Source organism: Brevundimonas sp. KH_060 (genome assembly GCF_057838275.1).
Genome location: NZ_CM174463.1, coordinates 2,726,883 through 2,741,256, shown reverse-complemented (window position 1 = coordinate 2,741,256; position 14,374 = coordinate 2,726,883). Strand labels below are relative to the sequence as shown.

The window sequence follows — 14,374 nt, the reverse complement described above, 5'->3', positions numbered from 1 at the left end:
GGCTGCGCGTAGCCCTATGGCATGGAAACCGACTCGATGACGGACACGCCTTTGCTGCGGCCGCTGCGGATCAATGAGGCGGCGCCGGATTTCGCCGCCCGCACGACGCGCGGCCAGCGTCGGCTGAGCGACTATCGCGGGCGCTGGCTGGCCTTCTTCTCGCACCCGGCGGACTTCACGCCGGTCTGCACCAGCGAGTTCATCGCACTGGCCCGGCGTCAGGCGGACTTCACGGCGATCGGCTGTGAACTGCTGGGCCTGTCGGTCGACAGCCTCTATTCCCACCTGGCGTGGCTGAAGGACATCCGCGACCGCTTCGGCGTGACGGTGGAGTTTCCGATCATCGAAGACCCCTCCATGGTCATCGCCCAGGCCTATGGGATGATCGACCCGGCGGCGCCGGACAGCGCCTCGGTGCGCGCCACCTTCGTCATCGACCCGAACGGCGTGGTGCGGGCCATCAGCTGGTATCCGATGAACGTCGGCCGCTCGGTCGAGGAGTTACTGCGGCTGATCACCGCCCTGCAGACGGCGGATCGGGAAGGGGCCTCGGCGCCCGAGGGCTGGACGCCGGGCGCGCCCCTGCTTCAGGCGGCGCCGACGGACTTCGGCGACGTGCTGGCGGGCGATGACGCCTGGTATTATCGACCGGCGCCGAAATGACCCCTGACGCCGATGATCTGGAACGGTTGAAGGCTGCCGCGCCCGAGGCGGCCGAACTGCTGCGGCAACTGGCCAACGCCAACCGCCTGCTGATCCTGTGCCATATCGCGCAGCAGGAGCGTTCGGTCGGCCAACTGGAACAGGAGCTGGGCCTGCGTCAGCCCGGCCTGTCGCAACAATTGGCCGAACTGCGCCAGTCGGGACTGGTGAAGACCCGGCGCGAGTCGCGCTCCATCTATTATTCGCTGGCCGACGAGCGGGCCGAGGCCGTCATGGCCATGCTGCACCGCATCTTCTGCGACGATCCCAAGGCCCTGACCGATGCCGTGCGTCAGGACCATGCGCCGGACCAGGCGCGCCCGGCCGGGGACGCAGCCCGTTTCGCCCGGATCATCCCCCCACGCTGATCGGTCGGGTCGCTTCGTGCGACAAATCAGCGATTGAAGCTGACACTGATTATCATTAAGCGTCGAGGCGAAGCGCCGCTGGCGTCGCTGGTGAATGGGCGGAGAATGGGCCGATGGTCGAGGTGAGGTTGGGACGTCGGGCCCTGCTGCTGGGCGCCGCCGCCCTGATGGCGACCGGGGCCGCCGCCTGCACGCGCCGCGATCAGGCCGCACCGACCTCCCTGCTGACCGATCTGCGCGACCGGCCGCTGGCGATCACCCCGCCGGTGACGAAGCTGTCGATCGACGACAGCCGTTTCCTGATCGCCCTGTCGCTGATCCATCCCGATCCGGTCAGCCTGCTGGCGGCCTGGGCGGGCGATGTGAACCGCCTCAGCCCGGACATCTACGCCGCCTATCTGGAGAAGTCGCCGGCGCTGGCGGCCCTGCCCAAGACGCCGAGTTCGGCCGCCGCCTTCAATGTCGAAGCCGTGCTGGGCGCCCAGCCGCAGGTGGCCCTGGTGTCGCTGGATTCCGGCCCGACCGACGCCCAGACCGCCCAGCTGGAGCAGGCGGGCGTGCGCGTGGCCTACATCGACTTCTTCCAGCACCCGTTCCAGAATCAGCCGCGCAGCCTGACCCTGCTGGGGTCCATGATCGGCCGCGAGGAGCAGGCGGAAGCCTACAACGCCTTCCGCGCCGCCCGATTGAAAGTCATCTCCGACCGTGTGGCCGGGCTGAAGGACGAGCAGAAGCCGACCGTCTTCCTGGAAGCTCATGCGGGCAACGGGCCGGACTGCTGCAACTCGGTGGGGGCAGGGAACATCGGCGACTATCTGACCTTCGTCGGGGCCCGCAACATCGGCGCCGAGGTACTGAAACAGCCGTCGGGCAAGCTGAACCTGGAGTTCGTGGTCGAGCGCGATCCCGACATCTACATCGCCACCGGCGGACCGCATCTGGAGAAGACCGGCGGCTTTGTCGTCGGTCCGAAATACGACGTCGAGACCTCGCGCGCCTCGCTGCGCCGCGTGGCGGGGCGGCGCGGCCTGTCGACCCTGAAGGCGGTGCGCGAGGGAAAGGTGCACGGCCTGTCGCACCAGCTGATCAACTCGCCCATCGACATCGTCGCCACCGAGGTGCTGGCCAAGTGGATCCAGCCCGAGCTGTTCGCCGATCTCGACCCGCGCGCCACGCTGGACGCGATCAACAACGACTTCCTGGCCGTTCCCTATCGCGGAGACTACTGGACCGACCTGGTCCCGGCCGCCTGATTTCACCCCTTCAAGCCCATTCCCGGAGAACCGTCATGATCACCCTTCGCAACGGCATTCTGACCGCCGCCGCCGTCGCCGCCCTGGCGATGGCGTCGACCGCCTCGGCCCAGACGATCGAGAAGACCGTCAAGGTCGCCCCCGGCGGCCTGTACGAGATCGTCTTCAACCCGGCCGACAACGACCTCTATGTCGCCGCCGTCGGCCCGCGCGGCGCCAACCAGGCCCAAATCGTCCGCCTGCAGGGCCAGACGCTGGCGCCGGAATCCTCGGTCGACGTCTCGGCCAACCCGCTGTTCGGCCTGAACCTGAACACCCGCACCCAAGTGCTGTACGGCACCGACACCCGCGCGGGCGCAGTCACGGCCATCAACGCCCGCACGGGCGCGGTGATCGCCACCATCCGCAACGGCGACGAGGAAGGTGCCCACGTCCGCCAGGTCGTCGTCGATGAGGCGAACAACAAGGTCTATGTCAGCGTCGTCGGCGGCGAGGCGGGCGACGCCTCCAAGCCGAACCTGATCTGGGTCATCGACGGCGCGACCAACACGGTCGAGCGCACCATCACCGCTACGGTCGGCGGCCTGACCGGCGCGGCCTTCGATCCGGCGACCAACCGCCTCTACGTCACGGGCATGAGCAGCAACGAAGTCGCCGCCATCGACGTGGCCACCGGCGAGACGGTCGGCAAATGGCCGTCGCACGGCGACTCGACCATCAACGTCGCCGTCGATTCCGAAGGCCGTCGCCTGTTCGTCGCCAACCAGAAGTCGGGCGAACTGACGGTGCTGAACGCCGACACCGGCGCCCTGATCCACAAGGTCGCCACCGGCGCGGGCGCCCTGAGCGTCGCCTACAACGGCGCGGTCAAGCAGATCTACGTCGCCAACCGCCAGGCGGGCACGGTGACGGTGCTGGATTCCGACACCTATGCGGTGAAGGCCAACCTGGAGACGGGCACCTTCCCCCAGACCATCGCCATCGACCGCGCGACCAACGCCGTTTACGTCTCGAACAAGGCCCGCGGCCTGCCGCGCGGCGCCCCGGCCGGCACGCCGGTCCCCGTCGACCCGACCGGCGACGTGGTGACGCTGATCCGTCCCTGATCCCGATCGGGACTGAATAAGGAAAGGCCCGGCCGCAGATGCAGCCGGGCCTTTTTCTTGGCTTGAAGAGATTGGCGGACGGGGCGCTCAGCCCGTCAGAACGTCGTCGATCATGACCTGCAGCGCGCCGCGGTCGCAGCGCTGGACACGGGCCGAGACGCGATAGACCTCGGCCAGGATATCGGGCGTGATCGCCTCGTCCGGCGTTCCGAAGGCGACCAGCCGTCCCTTGGCCATGACGGCGATCCGGTCCGAGACGCGCGCCGCCGCCTGCAGGTCGTGCAGGACGATCATCACCGTCATGCCCCGCTCGGCCGCCGCCTCGCGCGCTAGATCCAGCACGCGCAGCTGATAGTGCAGGTCCAGCGCGCTGGTCGGTTCGTCCAGCAGCAGCAGGCGCGGCTCGCGCGCCAGGGCCTGGGCCAGACCTGCCAGCTGTTTCTGGCCGCCAGACAGCCGGTCCAGCCGCTGCCCGGCCAGAGCTTCGGCGTTGATGCGTTGCAGCACCTCATAGGCGCGTTCGGCCGCCTGGGCGTCGGTGTAGACGGCGCCGCGCAGGGGCGTGGCGCGGATCGAGGCGACCACCGTCTCCAGCACCGTCAGGGCCACGCCCTGCGGCAGGGTCTGAGGCATGTAGGTGGCGCGCTTGGCCCGGTCGGCCAGCGACAGCCGGGTCAGTTCGTCGCTGTCCAGCCGGATCGAGCCGTGCGCCGGGATCAGGCCCGCCAGACTGCGCAGCAGGGTGCTCTTGCCCGCGCCGTTGGGGCCGACGACGGAGACGACTTCGCCTGCAGTCAGGGGCGGCAGGCTGAAACCGGTGATGATGGGCTGGCCGCCGTAACCGGCGTCGAGGCCGCTGATGGTCAGTTCGCTCATGCCCGGCCTCCATTGCGGAAGATCAGCAGTAGGAAGACCGGCACCCCGATCACGGCGGTGACGATGCCGACGGGCATCAGCACGCCCGGCACGATGATTTTGGACGCGGCTGAAGCCAGCGACATGATGACCGCCCCGGCCAGCACGCTGGCGGGCAGGAAGTAGCGGTGATCCTCGCCGACCAGCAGGCGGGCGATGTGCGGCCCGACCAGGCCGATGAAGCCGATGGCGCCGACGAAGGCCACGGCCGTCGCCGACAGCAGGCTGACCCGCAGCAACGACAGGAAGCGCAGACGCTTCACATCGACGCCGAAGCTCATGGCCCGGTCCTCGCCCAGCCGCAGCGCCGTCAGGGCGCGCGACGACAGAAGCGAGAAGGGCGTGACCGCGACCAGCACGACCGCCAGGGCCGCGACATTGCTCCAGGTCGCGCGCGACAGCGACCCCATGGTCCAGAACACCAGTTGCTGCAGCGCCTCGGCCGAGGACAGGAACTGCACCAGCGCCGTCAGGGCGTTGAAGGCGAAAACGAGCGCGATGCCGAACAGGACGATGCTCTCGATCCCCGATCCCTTCATGCGCGCCAGGGCCTGAAGCGCCAGCACCGAACCGAAGGCGAAGACGAAGGCGTTCAGCGGCACCAGCCAGTCCGCCCCGATGAAGGACGATCCCAGACCCAGCACGATGGCCAGCGACGCGCCGAACGAGGCCGCTGACGAGACCCCCAGCGTAAAGGGGCTGGCCAGCGGATTATTCAGCACGGTCTGCATTTCGGCGCCCGCCAGGGCCAGGGCGGCGCCGACCATCATCGCCATCAGGGCGTAGGGCAGGCGCACCTGCCAGACGATGGCCTGCTGGGCCGTGGTCAGGCTGGACGGATCGAACACGCCCTGCAGCACCGTCAGGGGCGAGATCGACGACGGGCCGGTGGCGATGTCCAGCAGCAGGGCCGCCGCCGCCAGCGCGGCCAAGACGGCGATGGCGAACAGCTTGGTCCGCGCGCTTCTGGAATAGGCGACGACCGCCTCGGGCACGGCGTTTTCAGCGTTCGCCAATTCACGAACTCCACTCAGAGAATGCGTCGCAATACATATCAATGGCCAGATAGGCTAGGGTGGTCATATGACGTTGACCTCGCCCGCCCCTGCCGACCGGTCCCAGAAGGACACGGCTCCCGACATGACCAAGCCCTACGCCATCCGCCTGCCCGCTGTCGATGGCGCGCCCGCCGTGGACGTGCGGGTGGCGACGCCGCAGGGCGAACGGCCGCCCAACGGCTGGCCGGTTCTGGTGGTGCTGGAAGGGGAGGCCTTCTTCGATACGGCCGCCCAGGTCGCCGGACGGCTGCTGCGGCGCTCGGCCAAGACGCGGGTGAATGCGATGATGACAGCAGGCGTCACCCTGTCGGGCGTGGCCGATCGCGTCGCCGCCTACGCCTTCACGCCGGGGCCCCAGGGCCAGGCGTCCGATCCGCGCGGCGCGGCCTTGCTGGCGCGGTTGACGACGGAGGTGCTGCCGCAACTGGCGGCTATGGGGGCAGATCTCGAGCAGGCGGTGCTGATGGGTCATTCGATGTCGGGCCTTTTCGTCCTCGAGGCGCGAGCGGCCGGGGCGCCCTTCGCCCGCTATGCGGCGATCAGCCCGTCGATCTGGTGGCGTCCCGCCGTGGTCGAGGCCCAGCCCCGTGACTCGAACCTGCTGGTCGCGGTCGGCGCGCGCGAGGAGATGGAGGGGCTGCCGCCCGCACACCTGGCCCGGCGTATGGTCTCCAACGCCCGCGATCTGGAGGCTTACGGGGCGAGCCTGCGGGTGCTGGAGGACGAGGATCACGGCTCGACGCCGTATGCGGCCTTGCCGGCGGTCCTGCGCTTTGCTGCGCCCTATCGAGGCTAGGCGGCGGGGCAAGAAAAAAGCCCCCGCGCTGGGCGCGGGGGCTGTTCGGATCAACGCGCCGGGCGGATGCGCAGCACGGAGTCGTTTCCGTCCGTGGTCCAGCCGGACTTGACCGCGACATAGACGTTGCCGCGCCCGTCGGTCGAGACGTGGTTCGCCACCGGCGGGGCGGGCAGGTTGGCGACGATGCGGCCGTCGACGTCCGCGACCGTCACCGTGCCCGCGCCGAAGGTGCTGACGAAGGCGCGACGCGACTTCGGCTCGAACACCACGTTCAGGGCGCCCGCGCCGACCGGGGTGTCGGCCACGACCGAACCGTCCGAACCGTTCAGCACCACCAGGTTGTCGGTGCCCTGGGCCGCGACGAAGATGCGGTCGGTCTGCGGATCGTGCGAGACGCCGATCACGCTGCGCGCGCCGGGGACGCGGAAGACGTTCAGCACTGTGTCGGCGGCGGCGTCGATGACCGCGACCTCATTGGTCGAGTTGGAGGCGACGTACAGGCGGCGCGCTTCGCGGTCATAGGAGACGCTGGCGGCCGAGAAGGTCTCGCCGCGCACGGTCGAGTCGATCTTGATGCGCTTGGCCACCGTTAGGGCGGCGGTGTCGAACACCACGACTTCCGGCTGGAAGGTGGCGCTGGCGTAGGCCTTGCCGTGCTCTTCGTCGATGACGACGTCGCGGGCGTGGTTGACCGTGCCCGGCTCGAACTGACGCACCAGCGACAGGTCCGACTGGCGGTAGACGGCGACCGTGTTCTGGCGGCTGTTCGAGACCCAGACGGTGTCATGGGCGTCATCGACGCCGACGCCGTAGACGGCGAAGACGCCGCCGTCCTGAGGCTGGCCGTCGCGGCCGGTGCGGCCCGGCGCTGCGGCGGGCGTGACGCGGGCTTCGACCGCCAGGGTGTCGGCGTTCAGGCGCAGCAGTTCCGATTGGCGCACCGGCGGGCGACCGACCGCTGAGGTGGCGAAGACGGCGTTGCGCTTGGCGCTATAGGCGGTCTGATACAGGCCGCGCGTCGGCTGGACGTTGGTGATCCGATAGGCCGCCTCGTTCGACAGCGGCACGTTCGGCGAGATCTTCAGATCGGCCAGGACGGCGTTGTAGGGCGATTGCGACACCGCCACGATCGGGTGGTTGCCGGGCTGGGCGTCGGCCGGCAGCGTCAGGCGCGCTTCGAAGCCGCCCTCGGCGTTCGCCGTGATCGGGCCGGTCGACAGCGGCGTCTGGCCGTACATCAAGGTGATGCTCTGGCCGGGATGGAAGCCGCGGCCGTTGGCCACGACCGGGCCGCCGGGCAGGACGGGCTTGCCGCGCTCGCCGGACGAGAAGCCGACCTGGCCGCCGTCCAGGCGCTCGGGCGCCGAGAACAGGGCCTGGGCCGAAGCCAAGGTCGGAACGGCGACGGCCGAAGCCGCCAGGAGCGCGCCGAGAGCGGCGCCGCGAAGGGATTTGCGTAGGGTGGTCATGATCGCAGTTTCTCCGGATCAGAAGCGGGTGGTCAGGCCAACGAAGAAGCGGCGGCCGGGCGAGTAGTAGCCATCGCCGGCGGTGCCGCTGACCTTCTCGTTGAAGAGGTTGGAGACGCCGGCGCGCAGCGTCACCGTTTCGGACGCCTCATAGGCGGTGGTCAGGTCGAACTCGGTGCGGGCGTTGGTCAGGGTCGAGCCGCCGCTCAGCTGTTCGCCGGTGTACTGCGCCGACAGCATGACCCCCAGGCGATCGGTCGCGCGCCAGTCCAGCGAGGCGTAGCCCGACCATTCCGGGGTGGTGATCAGGCTGGCGCCGGTGTCCAGATTCTTGGCCTCGATCATCCAGGTGGCGTTGCCGCGCAGGGTCAGATCGTAGGGCAGGTTGGCCTGGCCGGTCAGCTCCAGGCCCTTGGTGCGGGCGCGCTGGACGTTCTCGTTCTTGGTCCACCAGCGGCCTTCGAAATAGCCCAGCGGCGCGTACTGGATCTTGTTCTCGAAGTCGGTGTGGAAATAGGTGGCCGCGAACCGATAGGCGTCGCCGTCATAGGCGAAGCCGATCTCATAGCTGGTGCTTTCTTCGGGCTTCAGGTTGGGGTTGCCCGCCATCCAGCAGCCGCCCGAGGTGTAGACCAGCGGATTGCCGTTTCCGTCCAGGATCGGATTGCCGTTCTTGTCCTTGGCGGCCATGCCGATCAGGCCTCGGCAGCCGTTGCCGCCGGACTGGGTCGCGGCGCCGGCGCTGTTTTCCTTCAGGGACGGGGCGCGGAAGCCCTTGGAGACGCCGCCGCGCAGGGTCCAGGCCTCGGCCGGATGCCAGACCAGATAGGCGCGCGGGCTGAAGTTCTCGCCATACTTGTCATGGCTGTCCAGGCGGCCGCCCAAGGTCAGCAGCAGGTTTTCGCGCAGGGTGATCTGATCCTCGGCGAAGATCGCCGCCGTGTCGCCCTTCAGCGTGGCGCCGGTGATGATGTTGCCTTCATAATCGACCGGCACGGTGCCGATGGTGTCGGTGTTGGTCAGCTCTTCCTGACGGTACTGGGCGCCGATGGCGAACTTGTGCTGCCAGACGAAGGTCTTCTCGAAGTTCCACAGGCCGTCGACGATCAGCTCCTCGAACTCGCCGGAGCCGCCGTATTCGCCCATCGCCTTGTTCTCGAAGGCGTTGCGATAGATGTCCAGGCGCGTCTGGCCGAAGGACCAGTCGCCCTCGTGGCCGACGCGGAAATTGGTGCGCTCGGTCTTGGAGCCATAGGCGCCTTGCGGCGTCAGCACCCCGTTGCGGTTGGGAACCAGCGTCTTGGGAGCCAACGGCTCTTCCAAGCCATAGTTGGCCTCGAACGAGAAGTTATGGTTCTCGACGGGGGCCCAATTCAGCACCCCGTTCAAGGTCTTGTTGAGAATGCCGCTCGCGCCGTTGGCGCCAGCGAGATTGACCTCGTCCGGGTTGGTGCGGGCGTAGGTCGCGCCCAGGCGCAGGCCCAGGGTCTCGGTGATCGGGCCAGCCACGTTGACGCCGAGCTGATAGGCGTCGCCGCGCTCGGAATCCTCGGACCAGGTGTAGCTGGTGTTGGCCGAGCCGCGCCACGTCGGCGCGATCTTGCGGGTGATGATGTTGATGACCCCGCCCATGGCGTCGGAACCGTAGAGGGAGGACATCGGTCCGCGCACCACTTCGATGCGCTCGATCATGTCCGGCGAGATCCAGTTCAGGTCCTGGCGGCCCAGGTTGGGACGATAGCTGATGTCGCGCGAATTGCCGACGCGACGGCCGTCCACCAGGATCAGGGTGTAGTTGTCCGGTAGGCCGCGGATGGTGATCTTGGACATCTCGCCGGTGGGGCTGACGCCGCCGGTCACGCCGGGCAGGCGGCCCAGCAGTTCGCCCAGGCTTTGAACCGGCTGGCGCTCGATCTCGTCGCGGGTGATGACGCTGACTGAGGCCGGAGCGTCGCGCACGTCGACGGCCGAGCCCGAGGCGGTGACGACCACGTCGCCGACGGCGGTGGCCTGCGGGTCGACGCTCGAGAGGTCAGACGGAATCGTCTCGGCCAGAACCGGCGATGTGGCGAGCAGGGTGGTGGTCATCAGGCCCAGCCCGATGCGGCGTTTCGATAGGTGCATCATGCGCCCCCAAAGGCGTGCGTTAGGCGGGCGACGAGCGCCCGGGGAGGGGAGGAAAGCTCGACCATGCGAGCGGCGTCGCTCCTAATAATCATTCGCAATATTGTCTCAATGTCGCATTCGGCATGGGCGCCATACGCTTCGGCGCATGACGGCGCGGCCGTTGAGGCGTCATGCGAGCGCGACGAAACGACCTTGCGAACGTGTTGCAATTAAGAGGCGTTCTTAATACAGCCAAGGCCGACGCGTCGGGCGTCACGCAGCGAGGCCTTATGTCGGGGCGACTTCCCCACCGCGTCGATTTCACCCTGCTTCAGCACCTTCAGGTGCTGATCGAGCAGCGCAGCGTCTCGCGCGCGGCCGAGCGTCTGGGCATCGGCCAGCCGGCGATGAGCCGCATCCTGGCCCGGCTGCGCGATCAGTTCGACGATCCCCTGCTGGTGCGCGGCCCGCGCGGCATGATGCCGACGCCGCGCGCCGAGGCCCTGACCGGCCCCTTGCGCGCCTGGCTGGAGGCGGGCGAGAGCCTGTTGCGCGACCCCGGCTTGGACGTCGGGCGGATGAAGCGGGTTTTCCGCCTGGCCTCCACCGACTTCGGCCTGCTCAGCGTTCTGGCGCCGGCCCTCGCCCGTATCCAGAACGAGGCGACGGGGGTGGAGTTGGAAGTCGAGCCTCTGTCGGACGCCAGTCTGCGGCGGCTGGAGGATGGGCGGCTGGACCTGGTGTTGACCGGCTGGAACCCCGAGGGCGCGGGGCTGAAGTCGCGCTGGCTGTTCCGCGAGACTCATCTGGGCCTGGCGCGGCCGGACCACCCGGTGCATCAGGCGACGCCGACGCATGCCGAATTGCTGTGTTGGCCCCATGTCGTTCCCTCGGCGGGGGACGGCTTCGGCGACTGGGTGGCGGACGACCTGCCGGACATGGCCGAGCGCCGGATTCTGGTGCGGGCCGAGAGCTTCGCCCTGGTCCCCTATCTGTTGCAGGCGGGCGAGGCGGTGGCCCTGCTGCCGCGCCGGGCGGCCGAGCATTTCGCGGCGACGCACGGTCTTCGCGCCTTCACGGCTCCGCAGGAAATGCGGCCGTTCGACTATCACCTGGTCTGGCACGAACGCTCGGACGGAGACGCCGGCACTCAGTGGCTGGTCGACGCCCTCTCCGCCGGTTTCGAAGCCGAGCGGGCCGGCGCCTAGCCGACCTTGAGGCGCGTGGCGGGCCACAAGGCCGCGATCAGGATCATCACCGCCGATACGGCGTAGGGCGCGCCATGCGCCGCCTGATAGGCCACGGTTCCGGCCAACGGTCCCAACACGGCGCCCAGGCCTTGCGCGGCGCCCACGGCTCCGGCGGCGGCGCCCTGCTCATGGGCCTCGACCGCATTGGCGGCCAGGGCCGATTGCGAAGGATAGACCCAGCCCATGCCCGCCGCGATGACGCCATAGGCGGCCCACAGTTGCAGCGGCGTGGCGGCGAAGGCGGCCCCGACGAAACCCACGGCGGCGATGCTCCCGCCGATGCGGATGAAGCGCGATGGCGTCCAGTTCAGGCGACGCAGCACCATCTGGGCCGTGAACAGCACCACCCCGACCACGGCCAGGGCGATGCCCGCCGTCCGCGCCGCCTCATTGGGCGACAGGCCGAAGCGGTCCAGGGCCAGGAAGCCGACCACCACCTGGCAGACGACGACGCCGCACATGGCGGCGAAGGCCGTGACGACGGCGCGACGGATGCGGACGTCCGACAGCTTCAGCGCCGATTTCTTGCGCGATTCATGGGACGCGTCGGCGGGCAGGAACCGCCACACGGCGATGAAGGCCAGGACGGGCAGGGCGGAGATGATGAGCAGGGAAGCGCTGAGGCTCCAGCCGGCCAACAGGCCCGCTGCGCCCGGCCCGAAGACGATGCCCAGGGAACTGGCGGCGCCGACGGCGCCCATGGCGCGGGCGCGTTCGTGCGGCGCGGTCTGATCGGCTACGACGGCGGCGCAGATCGGCGGCACGGCGGCGTAGAAGGCCCCGGCGGCGGTGCGCGCCGCCGTCATGCCCAGGAAGCTGACGATGGCCGCTGGAACCAGAGCCAGGGCCGCGCTCATGAACAGGCCCAACGCCGCATAGCTGACGGCGAACCCGGCCAGGGCGATCAACAGCACCTTGCGCCGCCCGACCTCGTCGCTACGGGCGCCCCAGAAGCGGGCCATCAGCATCCAGGCCAGGCCCGCCGCCGTCACCGCCGCCCCGACGTGCCAAGGCTGCAGGCCCAGCAGCCGCGCCATCGGCCCGACTACGGCGACGAAGGCCATCATCGACATGCTGCCGACGCCCGCTGTGAACAGCAGGGGCTTCAGGCTGAAGGCGCCGCCGGGCGCCGCGGCGGTCGTGGTGGCGGATGTCATGGGGCGCTCCTGAACGGTATGGAGCGGCTTGATCGACTAATTGAGAATGAATTGCAACTAAGGCTTGGCTGTCGTGATGGGCAGCGCCAGCGCCACAACCAGGCCCGGCTGATTGTCGTCCAGCCGCAGTTCGCCGTCATGCGCCCGCGCCACGGCGGCCACCATGGCCAGTCCCAGACCGGCGCCGGACGTGCGGCCGCCTGCGTCCTGATCCAGACGATAGAAGCGACGCAGCACCTTCTCGCGTTCGGCTTCCGGCACGCCGCGCCCGTGGTCGGCGACGCGGACGACCGCCCGGCCGTCCTCGCTGGACGTCGAGACCTCGATCTGACCTCCGCCGTGGAAGACGGCGTTCTCGATCAGATTGGCCAGGGCCTGCTGGATCAGGGCGGGATCGGCCTCGACCGTTCCGGCGGGGGTGAAGGCGACGATCAGACGCCCGCCCGCTTCTTCGACGAAGGGGCTGTAGATGTCGGCCACTGTGGCGGCCAGGGCGACGAGATCCAGCCGTTCGGTCTGTAAGGCGGCGTCGCCGCTTTCGATCCGCGCCAGGGTCAGCAGGGCCTCGAACAGGGCGCTGACCTGATCCGTCTCTTCCAAAGCGCGTTCGACGGCGGCCTCGCGCGCCTGGGCGTCGTCCAGATTGGCGGCCAGATCCTCCAGCCAGTTGCGGACTCGGTTCAGCGGCGCGCGCAGTTCGTGGGCCACGCCCTCGGACAGGGTCTTGAGCGTGGTCAGCGCCGCCTCCTGCCGATCCAGCATCCGGTTGAGGTTGGCCGACAGCTCATTGAACTCCCGCCCCAGGCCGACGGCGGGCAGGCGGGCTGAATCCTGTCCGGCGATGATGCGGCCGACCGCCTGATTGACCCCTTCCAGCCGCCGCAGGAACAGTCGCCCGGCGAACCAGCCCCCGGCCAGGGCCAGCAGGATCAGCACGATTCCGCTCACCAGGGCGTAGCGGCGGATGCCGCCGCGCAGTTCGTCCAGATGCTGGATGTCGCGTCCGACCGCCAACAGGCCGCCGTCGGACGCCTGGGCGCTCAACGTCAGCATATTGGGCGTCTGGTCGGGCCAGCGCGCGGGCCGCGCCTTGTTGGGCAGGTTGCGTCGGAACCCGCTCTGATTGACCGCCAGTCGCGTCAGGCCGTTGGAGAAGCGGCTGCCGTCCGGCGCCTCGACCAGCAGCAGATAGCGGCGGGCGTCGCGGTTGCGGGATTCGGCGTTCAGTTCTTCCACCAGCTGGGCCGTGCCGTGCCGGTCAGCGTCGGCGCGCATGACGTCCATCTGATGGTTCAGCCCGTCGCGGACCTCGGCCTCGGCGAAGCGCATCAGGCCGTAGTCCACGCCTGCGATCATCACCGCCGCGCCCAGTCCGAACAGGACCGAGAAGGCGGCGGCGTAGCGCAGGCTGGCCGTGGTCCAGACCGATGGGCGTTTCGGCTCAGTCCGGGGCCTTGAGGACATAGCCCACCCCCCGGATGGTGTGGATCAGTTCCTGATCGAAGCCGCGATCGACCTTGGTCCGCAGGCGGCTGATGTGGGCGTCGATCAGATTGGCGCGCGGGTCGAAGTGGAAGCCCCACAGGCTTTCCAGCAGCATGGTGCGCGTCACCGCATGGCCGGCGTTGCGGGCCAGCCGCTCCAGCAGCTTGAACTCGTGCGGGGTCAGATCCAGCGTCCGGCCCGCGCGCGTGGCGCGGTGGGCGGTCACGTCGACCTCCAGATCGGCCACGCGATGCCGCGTCGTCGCCTCGGCCAACGGCGGGCGCCGCACCAGCGCCTGAAGACGCGCGCTCAGTTCGCTGAAGGCGAAGGGCTTGACCAGATAGTCGTCGGCGCCCGCGTTCAACCCCGCCACGCGGTCGTCCACCGAGCCGAGCGCCGTCAGCATCAGCACGGGCGTTTTCAGTCCGCCCGCGCGCATGGCCTGCACCGTCTCCAGCCCCGGCAGGCCCGGCATCATGCGGTCGACCACGATGGCGTCGTACTCGCCCTCTACGGACATGTGCAGACCGGCTTCGCCGTCGCCCGCCTCATCGACCGTATGCCCTTGCTGGCGCAGGCCGTCGGCCACGAAGGCGCGGGTTCGGGCATCATCGTCAATGACAAGCATTCGCATGAGCGCCCTTCTAACCCTCTGTGGCGAAACGACCAGACCGGCTTGGAATTAATCTCGCCGCAAGACAATGCG

The 14,374-nt window shown here is 69.0% G+C and carries 13 protein-coding genes; 6 read left to right on the top strand and 7 right to left on the bottom strand.

The features are described 5' to 3' along the window. Positions 1-21: 21 nt before the first annotated feature. The 4 genes from AC3IPP_RS13555 to AC3IPP_RS13540 all read left to right on the top strand — a co-directional run bounded on the left by AC3IPP_RS13555 (position 22) and on the right by AC3IPP_RS13540 (position 3,429). Entirely contained in the window at positions 22-663 is a 642-nt protein-coding gene (locus AC3IPP_RS13555; protein ID WP_489149342.1) for a peroxiredoxin, read from the top strand. Beyond that, complete coding sequence (locus AC3IPP_RS13550) at positions 660-1,070, top strand: ArsR/SmtB family transcription factor (RefSeq protein ID WP_489149341.1); 411 nt, start codon at positions 660-662, stop codon at positions 1,068-1,070. Before AC3IPP_RS13555 ends, AC3IPP_RS13550 begins: the two co-directional genes overlap by 4 nt. Before the next feature lie 122 nt (positions 1,071-1,192). Continuing rightward, positions 1,193-2,323, top strand: a complete 1,131-nt coding sequence (locus AC3IPP_RS13545) for an ABC transporter substrate-binding protein (protein WP_489151066.1) — start codon at positions 1,193-1,195, stop codon at positions 2,321-2,323. Positions 2,324-2,358: 35 nt separating this feature from the next. Next, complete coding sequence (locus AC3IPP_RS13540) at positions 2,359-3,429, top strand: YncE family protein (protein ID WP_489149340.1); 1,071 nt, start codon at positions 2,359-2,361, stop codon at positions 3,427-3,429. Positions 3,430-3,516: 87 nt separating this feature from the next. On the opposite strand, the gene AC3IPP_RS13535 is transcribed toward AC3IPP_RS13540, so the two are convergent. Together AC3IPP_RS13535 and AC3IPP_RS13530 are read right to left on the bottom strand one after the other, a co-directional pair. Then, positions 3,517-4,305, bottom strand: a complete 789-nt coding sequence (locus AC3IPP_RS13535) for an ABC transporter ATP-binding protein (RefSeq protein ID WP_489149339.1) — start codon at positions 4,303-4,305, stop codon at positions 3,517-3,519. Beyond that, positions 4,302-5,360 carry a FecCD family ABC transporter permease gene (locus AC3IPP_RS13530; RefSeq protein ID WP_087140899.1) on the bottom strand — a complete coding sequence of 353 codons (1,059 nt, stop codon included), beginning with the start codon at positions 5,358-5,360 and terminating at the stop codon, positions 4,302-4,304. Before AC3IPP_RS13530 ends, AC3IPP_RS13535 begins: the two co-directional genes overlap by 4 nt. 67 nt (positions 5,361-5,427) lie before the next feature. On the opposite strand from AC3IPP_RS13530, the gene AC3IPP_RS13525 reads away from it, so the two are divergent. Next, the gene (locus AC3IPP_RS13525) at positions 5,428-6,198 is read left to right on the top strand and encodes an alpha/beta hydrolase (protein ID WP_489149338.1); all 771 of its coding nucleotides are present in this window, start codon (positions 5,428-5,430) and stop codon (positions 6,196-6,198) included. 50 nt (positions 6,199-6,248) lie between these two features. On the opposite strand, the gene AC3IPP_RS13520 is transcribed toward AC3IPP_RS13525, so the two are convergent. Together AC3IPP_RS13520 and AC3IPP_RS13515 are read right to left on the bottom strand one after the other, a co-directional pair. After that, positions 6,249-7,670 (bottom strand): YncE family protein, encoded by a 1,422-nt coding sequence (locus AC3IPP_RS13520; protein WP_489149337.1) that lies wholly within the window; start codon positions 7,668-7,670, stop codon positions 6,249-6,251. Between the two features lie 18 nt (positions 7,671-7,688). Continuing rightward, positions 7,689-9,797, bottom strand: coding sequence for a TonB-dependent receptor domain-containing protein (locus AC3IPP_RS13515; protein WP_489149336.1), 2,109 nt, complete (start codon positions 9,795-9,797; stop codon positions 7,689-7,691). 269 nt (positions 9,798-10,066) lie between these two features. Here AC3IPP_RS13515 and AC3IPP_RS13510 point away from each other — a divergent pair, with 269 nt between their 5' ends. After that, positions 10,067-10,984, top strand: coding sequence for a LysR family transcriptional regulator (locus tag AC3IPP_RS13510; RefSeq protein ID WP_489149335.1), 918 nt, complete (start codon positions 10,067-10,069; stop codon positions 10,982-10,984). Here AC3IPP_RS13510 and AC3IPP_RS13505 read toward each other — a convergent pair. Genes AC3IPP_RS13505 through AC3IPP_RS13495 form a run of 3 tightly spaced genes read right to left on the bottom strand, consistent with a single transcriptional unit; the run spans position 10,981 to position 14,302 of the window. Further along, positions 10,981-12,183 carry an MFS transporter gene (locus AC3IPP_RS13505; RefSeq protein WP_489149334.1) on the bottom strand — a complete coding sequence of 401 codons (1,203 nt, stop codon included), beginning with the start codon at positions 12,181-12,183 and terminating at the stop codon, positions 10,981-10,983. The genes AC3IPP_RS13510 and AC3IPP_RS13505 overlap by 4 nt on opposite strands. Before the next feature lie 57 nt (positions 12,184-12,240). Further along, positions 12,241-13,647, bottom strand: a complete 1,407-nt coding sequence (locus AC3IPP_RS13500; protein ID WP_489149333.1) for a sensor histidine kinase — start codon at positions 13,645-13,647, stop codon at positions 12,241-12,243. After that, on the bottom strand, positions 13,625-14,302 hold the full coding sequence (locus AC3IPP_RS13495; protein ID WP_489149332.1) for a response regulator: 678 nt from the start codon (positions 14,300-14,302) through the stop codon (positions 13,625-13,627). Before AC3IPP_RS13495 ends, AC3IPP_RS13500 begins: the two co-directional genes overlap by 23 nt. Positions 14,303-14,374 lie beyond the last annotated feature (72 nt).